The 11691-nt window shown below is 72.6% G+C and carries 11 protein-coding genes; 7 read left to right on the forward strand and 4 right to left on the reverse strand.

The features are described 5' to 3' along the window. The first annotated feature begins 132 nt into the window (after positions 1-132). Entirely contained in the window at positions 133-543 is a 411-nt protein-coding gene (locus tag EV384_RS34135; RefSeq protein WP_130339966.1) for a DUF5319 domain-containing protein, read from the forward strand. Positions 544-580: 37 nt separating this feature from the next. Here EV384_RS34135 and EV384_RS34140 read toward each other — a convergent pair whose 3' ends face one another. After that, entirely contained in the window at positions 581-1381 is an 801-nt protein-coding gene (locus EV384_RS34140) for a response regulator transcription factor (protein ID WP_130339968.1), read from the reverse strand. A 254-nt stretch (positions 1382-1635) separates the two neighbouring features. Between EV384_RS34140 and EV384_RS34145 the strand changes: the two genes are divergently transcribed. Next, a complete protein-coding gene (locus EV384_RS34145) occupies positions 1636-2019 on the forward strand; it encodes a WhiB family transcriptional regulator (protein ID WP_130339970.1) in 384 nt (127 codons plus the stop codon). A 193-nt stretch (positions 2020-2212) separates the two neighbouring features. On the opposite strand, the gene EV384_RS34150 is transcribed toward EV384_RS34145, so the two are convergent. From EV384_RS34150 to groES, 3 genes are all read right to left on the reverse strand, one after another. Next, positions 2213-3847, reverse strand: coding sequence for a molybdopterin-dependent oxidoreductase (locus EV384_RS34150; RefSeq protein ID WP_130339972.1), 1635 nt, complete (start codon positions 3845-3847; stop codon positions 2213-2215). A gap of 123 nt (positions 3848-3970) precedes the next feature. Next, positions 3971-5617 (reverse strand): chaperonin GroEL, encoded by a 1647-nt coding sequence (groL, locus tag EV384_RS34155; protein ID WP_130339982.1) that lies wholly within the window; start codon positions 5615-5617, stop codon positions 3971-3973. 70 nt (positions 5618-5687) lie between these two features. Next, the gene (gene groES, locus EV384_RS34160; protein ID WP_109802944.1) at positions 5688-6002 is read right to left on the reverse strand and encodes a co-chaperone GroES; all 315 of its coding nucleotides are present in this window, start codon (positions 6000-6002) and stop codon (positions 5688-5690) included. Positions 6003-6338: 336 nt separating this feature from the next. On the opposite strand from groES, the gene EV384_RS34165 reads away from it, so the two are divergent. From EV384_RS34165 to EV384_RS34185, 5 genes are all read left to right on the forward strand, one after another. Then, positions 6339-7523: a THUMP-like domain-containing protein gene (locus tag EV384_RS34165; protein ID WP_130339984.1), complete on the forward strand. Its 1185-nt coding sequence runs from the start codon at positions 6339-6341 to the stop codon at positions 7521-7523. 44 nt (positions 7524-7567) lie between these two features. Next, positions 7568-8047, forward strand: coding sequence for a Cys-tRNA(Pro) deacylase (ybaK, locus tag EV384_RS34170; protein WP_130339986.1), 480 nt, complete (start codon positions 7568-7570; stop codon positions 8045-8047). 344 nt (positions 8048-8391) lie between these two features. Then, positions 8392-9483 (forward strand): sugar ABC transporter substrate-binding protein, encoded by a 1092-nt coding sequence (locus EV384_RS34175; RefSeq protein ID WP_130339988.1) that lies wholly within the window; start codon positions 8392-8394, stop codon positions 9481-9483. Between the two features lie 135 nt (positions 9484-9618). Continuing rightward, positions 9619-10425, forward strand: a complete 807-nt coding sequence (locus tag EV384_RS34180; protein ID WP_130339990.1) for an ATP-binding cassette domain-containing protein — start codon at positions 9619-9621, stop codon at positions 10423-10425. Next, entirely contained in the window at positions 10422-11684 is a 1263-nt protein-coding gene (locus EV384_RS34185) for a sugar ABC transporter permease (RefSeq protein WP_130339992.1), read from the forward strand. Before EV384_RS34180 ends, EV384_RS34185 begins: the two co-directional genes overlap by 4 nt. Positions 11685-11691 lie beyond the last annotated feature (7 nt).

Below are 11691 nucleotides of genomic sequence, written 5' to 3' on the forward strand. Positions count from 1 at the left end.
CCGGAGTGACGGCGCGTCGCTTCATCGTACCCATTGAGCTGGGCCGGCCCCGGTAGTGGCGGCGCGGATGAGCGGCGCCGCCGTGAGCGCCGGGGGCGGACTTCCCCCGCCGGTTGGGACTACGGTGAGGGGGTGCACGACGAGCCCATCGACCCGTTCAACGGCGACCCGGCCGATCCGACCGCCGGCCTGCAGGATCCGCGCGAGGACGACCCGCTGGACCCGCTGACCGAGGTCGAGCGTCAGGACGTCCTGGAAGATCTCGCCGACCTGGAGATCTACCAGGCCCTGCTGGCGCCGATCGGGGTGCGCGGGCTGGTGATCGAGTGCGAGGACTGCCGCGAGCCGCACTACTTCGACTGGGACCTGCTCCGGGGCAACCTGCGCCACCTGCTCAGCTCCGGCCGGCCCCGGGTGCACGAGCCGGCCTACGACCCGGACCCGGACCACTACGTCACCTGGGACTACGCCCGCGGCTACGCCGACGGGGTGCACGACACGCTGACCGAGGGCACCGAGGAGGACGAGTCCCCGGACGCCTGAGCGGCGCGCCCGGCGCGTCCACCGGCGGTGAGGCGGCTCAGGCGACCAGTCCGGCGCGGAAGCCGGCGGCCACGGCGTGCGCCCGGTCCCGGGCGCCGAGCTTGCGGAAGAGCCGCCGGGCGTGGGTCTTGACGGTGTCCTCGGAGACGAACAGCTCCCGGCCGATCTCCGCGTTGCTCTTCCCCTCGGCCATGCCGAGCAGCACCTGGAGCTCCCGTTCGGTGAGCCCGACGGGGGTCCGGCCGGTGCGCGTCCCGGCCCCGGAGCGCTGCTGACCGCTCGGCGGCGCGGGTTCCGGCTCCGCCTCGTCGTCGCCGCGCTGCACCGGCACCACGGTCGGCACACCGCCGGCCCCCTCCCCCGGGGTCGTCGTCCAGCCGGGCGTCGGCCGCGCCGGCGCGGACCGTACCGGCCCGCCGACGGCCGCGGCGTCCCGGGCCGGGTCGGTGACCCGGTTCCGGGAGGGCCGTCCGGGCGCGGCGAGCAGCAGCAGCGCCTTCGCGACCGCGCTGGTCAGGTCGTGGTCGACGCCCTGGATCAACCCCCGGGCCCCCGCGCTGATGGTGGCCGCGGCCGCCTCCGACTCCTCGGCGCCGAGCAGCAGCACCGCGGCCTGGGGCGCCCGGGCGAGCACCCGGCGCACGAAGCCGGCGCTGTCCGGCCGGGTGAGCGCGGTGTCGGCGAGCACGACGTCCACCGGGCGCTCGGCGAGCCGCAGCATCACCTCGGGATCGGAGACGGCGGTTCGGACGATCGCGGACAGCCCGAGTCGGGCCGCCGCGGAGGTCAGCTGCTGGGCCGCGGTCGGTGTCCGAACGCACACGAGAACGGTACGCACAGTGGTCTCCTCTCCGCCTCAGAGCAGACCATGGCCGGGTCGCGTCGCGAGGAGGTTCGAGGCAATCATCCGAACTTTTCCGGCAGATGGGGCATATGCCGCTAGTTGCCCGAGGTTTTCGATCACAGATGTGTGAGCGCGGGAAAGCCCGGGTACCGAGACGCCAGGCCGGAAACGGTGCGCCTGCGCGGACCGCCGCCCGGTAGCTGGCCATGAAGGATTCTCCGCGGTGCCGCGCGGGAGGAGGGGTGCTGATGTCGAATGTACGTAGACTGCCCGGACCCATCGTCGATCTCTGGGACTGGCAGCGGCTCGGTGCCTGCCGGGGCCGGGACAGCGCCCAGTTCTTCCACCCGGACGGCGAGCGCGGCTCGTCGCGGCTGCGCCGCGAGTCCGGCGCCAAGGCCGTCTGCCGCGCCTGCCCGGTGCGCGCCGAGTGCGCCGCGCACGCTCTCGCGGTCCGCGAGCCGTACGGCGTGTGGGGCGGGTTCAGCGAGTCCGAGCGACTCCGGCTGCTCGCCCTGGGCTGGGAGGACCTGGCCGACCGCCGGCAGAGCCGGGTCGACGTCGCCCGGCTGGAGGCCCGCCTCGGCCAGCCGCACAAGTCGACCGTCCCGGACCAGCGCAAGATCGCCTGACCCCGTCCGACAGACCACACCGACGCCGCGCCCCACGCCCGGGGCGCGGCGTCGTCGCGTTCGCCTCGTTATCAGCCCGGGCGAGCGCTCGGTCGAGTCATTGGCGACATCAGCTTCGTAGCGTCCAACCAGCTACGCGCCCCGCCAACGCCGCCCCCGGCCGGCGCAACCGCCGGCACGCTGGCACCGCGCCTCAGCGGACGGTGACCTTGACGGTGTGCCAGCCGGTGGCGCCGTCCGGCTCGACCGGCCGCCGCTCCGCCGTCTGGCTGACGCCGTCGGCGTCCGTGGCCCGCACCTGGAGGCTGTGCTCACCCGGGGTGGCCTCCCAGCGCCAGGACCACTGCACCCAGGTGTCCACCGAGACCGTCGGGGCGACCGTCGCCTCCCGCCAGGGGCCGTCGTCGACGCGTACCTCGACCTTGCGGATGCCCCGGTGCTGGGCCCAGGCCACGCCGGCGACCATGACCGGACCGGCGGTGAGCCGGTTGCGCGACCGGGGCGCGTCGATCCGCGACTGCGTCTTGATCGGCCCCTGCGCCGACCACCCGCGCGGCACCCAGTACGCGTCGAAGTCGGCGAAGCTGGTCAGCTCCAGCTCGGTGACCCACTTGCAGGCCGAGACGTAGCCGTAGAGCCCGGGCACCACCATCCGCACGGGGAAGCCGTGCTCGACCGGCAGCGGCTCCCCGTTCATCCCGACCGCGAGCAGCGCGTCCCGCCCGTCCCGCAGCACCGCCGTCGGGGTGCCGCAGGTCCAGCCGTCGACCGAACGGCCGACCACCTGGTCGGCGCCCTCCTCCGGCTCGGCCTCGTCGAGCAGTTCCTTGATCGGTACGCCCAGCCAGCGCGCGTTGCCGATCAGGTCCCCGCCGACGTCGTTGGAGACGCAGGCCAGGGTGACGTACCGCTCCACCATGGGCCGGGCGAGCAGGTCGGCGAAGCTCAGCTCGATCGGGTTGCGGACCCGGCCGTGGATGCGCAGCCGCCAGGTCGCCGGGTCCACCTGCGGCACCACCAGCGCGGTGTCGATCCGGTAGAAGCCGGCGTTGGGGGTCACGTAGGGGGCGAGCTGGGCCAGCGAGAGGTCGGCGCCGGCCGGCACCGCCGGCGCGGCGGCCGACGGGGTGGGCAGCGCGACGGCCTGCCGGGCCGCCGAGACGCCCCGCCGGCCGGCCAGCCAGTGCCCGCCGAGGCCGGCCACGGCCGCCGCACCCATCATCGCGCCGACGCCGGTCAGGAAGCGCCGCCGTCCCTCCGGATCGATCTCTTCCCCGGCGGCGGGTCGCGCCCGCGGTTGTCCGTCCGGCCCGCGCGGCCCGGTGGCTGGCGCCCCCGGCCCGGCCTCGGTGGACGCCGGCTCAGCCCGCGGCGGCGACCACGACCAGAGCTCCGGTTGCAGCGGTCCGGCCAGGAGCAGCCAGAGGGCCAGCGCGCCGAGCGCAGCGCCGACCAGCGAGGGGAGCGCGTCGAAGCCGTTCGCGCCGGCCCGGGTCAGCGCGGCGGCCACCCCGAGGGCGGCGAAGGCGACGATGCCGGCCAGCCCGATCCAGAGCCGGCGGGCGGCCAGCACGCCGAGCACCGCGGCGAACGCCGCGAGCAGCAGGGCCGTCCCAACCAGCAGGGCGATCTTGTCGTACGTGCCGAAGAGCGCGATGGCGAACTGCTTCAGCGACTCGGGGACGACGTCGACGACCAGCCCCCCGACCGCGATCAGCGGTGCGGAGCGGGCTCCGGTGAGGACGGCCACCGGTTCGGCGGCGCCGATCGCCACCGCGGCGGCGGTGATCCCGGCCAGCGCGGCGTGCCCGCGGGACGTGGTGGTCATCGGACCAGTCTTGTCGATCACCGGACCGGACCGGTAGCGGCGTCAGCGTTCCGTAACCAGATACGGGTCAGGGCACACCGTCGGCGTGACGGTGTGCCCTGACGTCGTCCGTACGGCGTCGGGTCAGAAGCCCGGGCCGTGCTGGTGGCCGTGACCGTGGCCGTGGCCGTGCCCGCCGGCGGCGGCCGGCTCGGCCCTCTCCGGCTTCTCCACCACGAGGCTCTCGGTGGTGAGCAGCAGGCCGGCGATCGACGCGGCGTTGGTGACCGCGTTGCGGGTCACCTTCACCGGGTCGATGATGCCGGACTTGACCAGGTCGACGTACTGGCCGGCGGCGGCGTCGAGGCCGTTGCCCCACTCCTTGCCGGCGACCTTCTGCACCACCACGTAGCCGTCGTGGCCGGCGTTCTGGGCGATCCAGCGCAGCGGCTCGACCAGCGCCTTGCGCACGATCGAGACGCCGGTCTTCTCGTCACCGGTGAAGCCGAGGTCGTCGTCGAGCACCGGGAGGATCTGGGCCAGGGCGGCGCCGCCGCCCGGGACCGTACCCTCCTCGACCGCGGCCTTGGTCGCGGCGATGGCGTCCTCGATGCGGTGCTTGCGCTCCTTCATCTCGACCTCGGTCGCCGCGCCCACCTTGATGACCGCGATGCCGCCGGAGAGCTTCGCCAGCCGCTCGGCCAGCTTCTCCCGGTCCCACTCGGAGTCCGAGGCCTCGATCTCCTTGCGAATCTGGGCGACCCGGTCGGCGACCTCGGAGGCCTGGCCGCCACCGTCGACGACGGTGGTGTTCTCCTTGTCGACCACCACGCGCCGGGCGGTGCCGAGCACCTCGAGGCCGACCTGGTCGAGCTTGTAGCCCAGCTCGGGCGCGACCAGCTCGGCACCGGTCAGGATCGCCATGTCCTGGAGCATCGCCTTGCGACGGTCACCGAAGCCGGGGGCCTTCACCGCGCAGACCTTGAGGGTCTTGCGGATGGCGTTGACCACCAGCGTCGACAGGGCCTGACCCTCGACGTCCTCGGCGATGATCAGGAGCGGCTTGTTGTTCTGGAGGACCTTCTCCAGCAGCGGCAGCAGCTCCTCGATCGCCGAGATCTTCTGCGTGGTGATCAGGATGTACGGGTCCTCCAGGACCGACTCCTGCCCCTCCACGTCGGTGACGAAGTTCGGCGAGATGAAGCCCTTGTCGAACTGGAGACCCTCGGTCACCTCCAGCTCCGTGGTGAGCGCGGAGCCCTCCTCGACGGTGATGACACCGTCGCGGCCGACCTTCTCCATCGCCTCGGCGATCAGCTCGCCGATGGTGGCGTCCTGCGCGGAGATCGTCGCGACGTGGGCGATCGACTCCCGGTCGGAGACCTCGACGGCCCGGCCGAGCAGCGCCTCGGAGACCTTGGCGGCCGCCGCGTCGATGCCCCGCTTGAGGCCGGCCGGGTTGGCGCCGGCGGTCACGTTGCGCAGGCCCTCGCGGACCATCGCCTGGGCCAGCACGGTCGCGGTGGTGGTCCCGTCGCCGGCGATGTCGTTGGTCTTGGTCGCCACCTCCTTGACCAGCTGCGCGCCGAGGTTCTCGTACGGGTTGGTGAGCTCGATCTCCTTGGCGATGGTCACGCCATCGTTGGTGATCGTCGGCGCACCGAATTTCTTGTCCAGGACGACGTTGCGCCCGCGCGGGCCGAGGGTGACCTTGACCGTGTCCGCGAGGGCGTTGACACCGTGCTCGAGCAGGTGTCGGGCGTCGTCCGAGAAGCTCAGGATCTTCGCCATGAATGTCCCTTCGAAGCGACGTTGCCCCGGCCCGGCGAGCCGGACCGGGGCAACGACACTGATCGGTTGCTTACTTCTCGATGACCGCGAGGACGTCGCGGGCGGAGAGCACCAGGTACTCCTCGCCGGCGTACTTGACCTCGGTGCCGCCGTACTTCGAGTAGATGACGGTGTCGCCGACCTTCACGTCAACCGGGATCCGGTTGCCCTTGTCGTCGATGCGGCCCGGGCCGACAGCGAGGACGGTGCCCTCCTGCGGCTTCTCCTTGGCGGTGTCGGGGATCACGATGCCCGACGCCGTGGTGGTCTCAGCCTCGTTCGCCTGGACCAGGATCCGGTCCTCGAGCGGCTTGATCGCAACCTTGGTCGCGGTAGTCACGGGCATACCCTCCTGGGGTACTTGGTTTCGTTGCCGGACGGCTAGCCGAACGGCGTCAATCTGCCACATGCCACCGGGCGGGGCCGTCGTCGCGGGTGCCGGTCCGCCTGGCGTTCAGCGCCCGGGCCGAGGCCCGGAAGCTGGCACCCTCGATGGGAGAGTGCTAATCGCAGGTTATTCCTCGGCTAGCACTCCGTCAAGGAGAGTGCCAGCGCGTCGCCCCGATGAGCATGATCGACCTCGGGTGCGGCAGGCCGCGGCGTCCCGACCGCGGGGCACCCCGCCGTGCCGCACCGGGCCCCGCCCGGCCGATCCGCGCGGGTGGGCGGGGAGAATGGCGCGGTGGATCTCGACCAGTTGGCCGCGCTGCGTACCCCCGAGGGGTCGGCCGCGCTCGCCGCGGCCACCGAGGTGGCCGGCGGCGACCCGCTGGCCGCGGCCGCCGCGCTCCGCTCGGCCGGGGTGCCGCCCGGGCTGGCCGCCGCCGCGCTCACCCAGGCCGAGCTGCGCCGCCGCGCCGCCGGCAAGTTCGGGCCGGCCGCCGCGGGGATGTTCCTCACCCGGGCCGGGCTGGAACAGGCCACCCGCCGGGTGGTCGCCGACCGGCGGGCCGCGCGGCTGCGCGCCGCCGGGGTGCGCACTCTGGCCGACCTGGGCTGCGGCCTCGGCGCGGACGCGCTCGCCGCCGCCCGAGCCGGGATCCGGGTGTACGGCGTGGAGGCCGATCTGGTGACCGCCGCGATGGCCGCCGCCAACGCCGAGGCCGCGGGGCTGGCCGACGCGTTCACGGTGGAGTGCGGCGACGCGACCGCCTTCGACGTCAGCCGGGTGGACGGGGTCTTCTGCGACCCGGCCCGGCGGAGTGCCACCGGGCGGCGGATCTTCGACCCGAACTCCTACTCGCCGCCGTGGGACTTCGTCACCGGGCTCGCCGAGCGGGTGCCGCACACCGTGGTCAAGGTGGCCCCCGGGCTGGACCACGCACTGATCCCGCCCGGCGCCGAGGCGGAGTGGGTCAGCGTGGACGGCGACCTGGTGGAGGCCGCGCTCTGGTGCGGCCGGCTCGCCGAGGTCCCCCGCCGGGCCACCCTGCTGCGCGGCGACACCCCGCACGTGCTGACCGGCTCCGGCGCGGCGGAGGCCCCGGTCGGACCGGCCCGCCGGTTCCTGTACGACCCGGACCCGGCGGTGGTCCGCGCGCACCTGGTCGCCGAGCTGGCCGGGGAGCTGGACGCCACCCTGGCCGACCCGAGCATCGCCTACCTGTACGCCGACTCCCCCATCCGCACCCCGTACGGCCGCTGCCTGGAGGTGACCGACGTGCTGCCGTTCTCGCTCAAGCGGCTGCGCGCCCTGCTCCGGGAACGCCGGGTCGGCCGGGTGGAGATCCTCAAGCGCGGCTCGGCGCTGGAGCCGGAGAAGCTGCGCCGGGACCTGAGGCTCGCCGGCGACGCGGCGGCGAGCCTGGTGCTGACCCGGGTGGCCGGCGCGCCCACCGTGCTCGTCGGCCAGCCGGTGCCCGCCTGAATTCCGGCTCGCCCGCCCGGCCGGGTCCGGGTTAGCTTGTCGGCATGGCGGGACAGGGCACTCCGGCGACCGCGCTGCTCGCGAAGCGGAAGATCACCCACAGCACCCACCCGTACGACGTCTCCCCCGAGGCGCCGAACTACGGGGCCCTGGTGGCGGCGGCGCTCGGGGTGCCGGCGGAGCGGGTGTTCAAGTCGCTGGTCACCGAGGTGGACGGCCGGCTCACCGTGGCGGTCGTGCCGGTCACCGGAGAGCTGGACCTCAAGGCCCTGGCCGCCGCGGTCGGCGGCAAGCGGGCCACCATGGCCGACCGCACGGTGGCGGAGCGGGCCACCGGGTACGTCCGCGGCGGCATCAGCCCGCTCGGCCAGCGCAAGCGGCTCCCGACCGTGGTCGACGCCTCGGCGCTGGACCACCCGACCGTGTACGTCTCCGCGGGGCGCCGCGGGCTCCAGCTCCAGCTGAGCCCCACGGACCTGATCGCCCTGGCCGCCGCGGTGACCGCCCCGCTTGCCGCCCGCTGACCGGCAGCGCGACGACCGGCCAGTGGTCACGTTCCGCAGTCCGGCGCCGACCTGATCTCTCGTCGGCGATGTCCGCGCCGTGACATTTCCCGACTCTGATCAATTCCGCGGTCAGCGCGCCGCACCTGCGGGGACGGGTGAGCGAACTGAATGTCGACCGCGTTGCCGAATTGTTACTGGCAACAACAAACCGCTGACCTTTACGGTCTTGTGCGCCCGAGCACCGAACAATACGTTGCCCGGAACAACAAATCGCTGGCGGCGTGGCACCGCGGCTCACCGGCGCACTCCCCGCCCACCACGTTCCCCTCGAGTTCCGTCCCCCTTGAAAGGAACCGTGCAGAATGCGCAGAGGGATCCTCACCGTCGCCGCGGTCGGCCTGCTCACCGCGGGAAACCTCACCGCCTGCGGCAACGACTCCGCTGACGGCACCGCGAGCCGCCCCAAGCCGAAGATCGGCGTCATCCTGCCCGACAGCGCCTCGTCGAACCGGTGGGAGACCGCGGACCGCAGATACCTGGAGGCCGCGTTCAAGGCGGCCGGGGTGGACTACGACATCCAGAACGCCCAGAACGACAAGGCGCGATTCGTGACCATCGCGGAACAGATGATCACGAATGGGGTGACCGCGTTGATGATCACCAATCTCGACTCGGGCACGGGGAAGGCGGTTCTGGACAAGGCGACCCAGAAGGGCGTCGCGACCATCGACTACGACCGGCCCACCCTGGGCGGTTCCGCGCAGTACTACGTCAGCTTCGACAACGTGGCGGTCGGAAAGCTCCAGGGCGAGGGCCTGGTCGAGTGCCTCACCGACAAGGGCGTGCGGAACCCGGTGGTCGCCGAGCTCAACGGCTCGCCCACCGACAACAACGCGGCCCAGTTCAAAGAGGGCTACGACTCGGTCCTCCAGCCGAGGTACGACGCGAAGGAGTACCTCAAGGGCCCCGACCAGTCGGTGCCCGAGTGGAACAACACCACCGGCGGCACGATCTTCGAGCAGATGCTGACCCAGACGAACGGCCGGATCGACGCCGTCGTCGCCGCCAACGACGGGCTGGCCAACGCGGTCATCTCCGTGCTGGCGAAGAACAAGCTCAACGGCAAGGTCCCGGTCACCGGCCAGGACGCCGACGCCCAGGCGCTGCAGCACATCCTCTCCGGCGACCAGTGCATGACCGTGTACAAGCCGGTCAAGACGGAGGCCGAGGCGGCGGCGGACCTGGCGATCGCGCTGGCCAGGGGCGAGAAGAAGAAGACCGAGCAGAGCTTCCGCGACCCCAAGGGCAGCCGGAACGTTCCCGCCGTGCTGCTGGGCGCCCAGGCCATCACCAAGGAGACCGTGAAGAACGTCATCGCGGACGGCTACGTCGACAAGGCCGACGTGTGCACCCCGGAGTACGCCGCACTGTGCGCCCAGGCCGGCATCGGCTGAGCCGACCCGGACCGGGCGGACGGCCGGACGGCCGGACACCGCAACCGTCGCGCCGGGGCGTACGGCAGGATTTCCTACCGCACGGCCCGGCCGGCGGGCACCCGCCATTCGGACACCCACCGAAGGAGACACCCCGTGTCCGAGACACCCCTGTTGGAACTGCGTGGCGTCGACAAGAGCTTCGGCCCCGTGCAGGTGCTCCGCGACGTCGCCTTCTCGGTGTATCCGGGCCAGGTGACCGCGCTCGTCGGCGACAACGGAGCCGGAAAGTCGACGCTGGTCAAGTGCATCAGCGGCATCTACGGCACCGACGCCGGCGAGTTCTTCTTCGAGGGCCGGCCGGTGACCGTCAACGGTCCCCGGGACGCCGCCGGCCTCGGCATCGACGTGGTCTACCAGGATCTCGCGCTCTGCGACAACCTCGACATCGTGCAGAACATGTTCCTCGGCCGGGAACGGCGCTCGGGCCTCGTCCTCGACGAGCCGGCGATGGAGGAGCTGGCGGCCAAGACGCTCGCCGGGCTCTCGATCCGGACGATCAGTTCGCTGCGGCAGCACGTGTCCAGCCTCTCCGGCGGCCAACGCCAGACGGTGGCGATCGCCAAGGCGGTGCTCTGGAACAGCCGGCTGGTCATCCTCGACGAGCCGATGGCGGCCCTCGGCCTGGCCCAGACCGCCCAGGTCCTCGAACTGGTCCGGCGGCTCGCCGACAACGGGCTGGCCGTCGTCCTCATCTCGCACAACATGAACGACGTCTTCGCCGTCTCAGACCGGATCGCGACGCTCTACCTCGGTCAGATGGTCGCCCAGGTCCGGACCACCGACGTCACGCACGCCCAGGTGGTCGAGCTGATCACGTCGGGGCGCAGCGGCTCGCTCGGGACGGCCAGCACCAACGACAGCGGTTACCGGAGCACCGGGACGATGGGGGCCGAGAAATGATCACCCAAGCTGAACTGGCTCACCTCGAGACGGGGACGACCGTCCCGCGGGCCGGCCTCGGCGCCCACGTACGCGGCTACGTCGCCCGCCTCCGGGGCGGCGAGATGGGCGCCCTGCCGGCGATCCTCGGCCTGGTCGTGCTCTGCGTGTTCTTCTCGGCCCTGCGGCCCAACTTCCTCACCGCCGGCAACTTCGCGAACCTGTTCACCCAGGGAGCGGCCGTCGTGCTGATCGCGATGGGGCTGGTCTTCGTCCTGCTGGTGGGCGAGATCGACCTCTCCGCCGGCTTCGCGAGCGGGGTCTGCGCGGCCGTGCTGGCGAACCTGCTGACCCTGCAGGGGTACCCGTGGTACGTGGCCACCCTCGCCGCCCTCGCCACCGGCGCGGTCATCGGGCTGGTGCTCGGCTTCCTGGTGGCGAAGGTCGGCATACCGTCCTTCGTGGTCACGCTCGCCGCGTTCCTGGCCTTCCAGGGCATCATGCTGATGCTGATCAAGGGCGGCACCAACGTCTCCGTCCAGGCCGCCCCCATCGTCGCCATCGAGAACCGGAACCTGCCGCCGCTGGTCGGCTGGCTGCTGGCCGCCGCCGCCGTCGGCGGGTACGGCGCCACCCAGCTGCTCCGGTACCGCAACCGCCGGGCCCGTGACCTGGCGACCGATCCGATGTCGATGGTGTTGATCCGGATCGGCAGCCTCGCCGTCGTCGTCGGCGTCGGGGTGTACGTGCTCAACATGGAACGCAGCCTGAACAGCCTGATCAGCTCGAACCGCGGCATGCCGGTCGTCGTGCCGCTGGTCGGGGTGCTGCTCGTCGCGCTGAGCTTCGTCCTGTCCCGCACCGCGTACGGGCGGCACATCTACGCGGTGGGCGGCAACCGGGAGGCCGCCCACCGGGCCGGCATCAGCGTCGACCGGATCCGGATCTCGGTCTTCGTGGTCTGCTCCTCGATGGCCGCGGTCGGCGGCATCGTGGCGGCCAGCCGGTTCAGCTCGGTGGACGCCCGGACCGGCGGCAGCGACGTGCTGCTCTACGCGGTCGGCGCGGCGGTGATCGGCGGCACCAGCCTCTTCGGCGGCAAGGGCCGGGTGGGCGACGCGGTGCTCGGCGGTGCCGTGGTGGCGGTCATCGACAACGGCATGGGCCTGATGGATGCGAGCTCCGGGGTCAAGTACCTCTTCACCGGGCTGGTGCTGCTGCTCGCCGCCGGGGTCGACGCGCTGTCCCGGCGCCGGGCCCTCGCCACCGGAAACCGCTGAGCCCGGT

It is taken from the genome of Micromonospora kangleipakensis, assembly GCF_004217615.1.
Taxonomy (GTDB): Bacteria; Actinomycetota; Actinomycetes; order Mycobacteriales; family Micromonosporaceae; genus Micromonospora; species Micromonospora kangleipakensis.

Excerpts from the sequence above, each read along its gene's own strand:
- ybaK (WP_130339986.1), top strand. The coding sequence starts at position 7,568 with ATGGCGGGACAGGGCACTCCGGCGACCGCGCTGCTCGCGAAGCGGAAG.
- groES (WP_109802944.1), bottom strand. The coding sequence starts at position 6,002 with ATGCCCGTGACTACCGCGACCAAGGTTGCGATCAAGCCGCTCGAGGAC.
- EV384_RS34150 (WP_130339972.1), bottom strand. The coding sequence starts at position 3,847 with ATGACCACCACGTCCCGCGGGCACGCCGCGCTGGCCGGGATCACCGCC.
- groL (WP_130339982.1), bottom strand. The coding sequence starts at position 5,617 with ATGGCGAAGATCCTGAGCTTCTCGGACGACGCCCGACACCTGCTCGAG.
- EV384_RS34185 (WP_130339992.1), top strand. The coding sequence starts at position 10,422 with ATGATCACCCAAGCTGAACTGGCTCACCTCGAGACGGGGACGACCGTC.
- EV384_RS34145 (WP_130339970.1), top strand. The coding sequence starts at position 1,636 with ATGTCGAATGTACGTAGACTGCCCGGACCCATCGTCGATCTCTGGGAC.
- EV384_RS34175 (WP_130339988.1), top strand. The coding sequence starts at position 8,392 with ATGCGCAGAGGGATCCTCACCGTCGCCGCGGTCGGCCTGCTCACCGCG.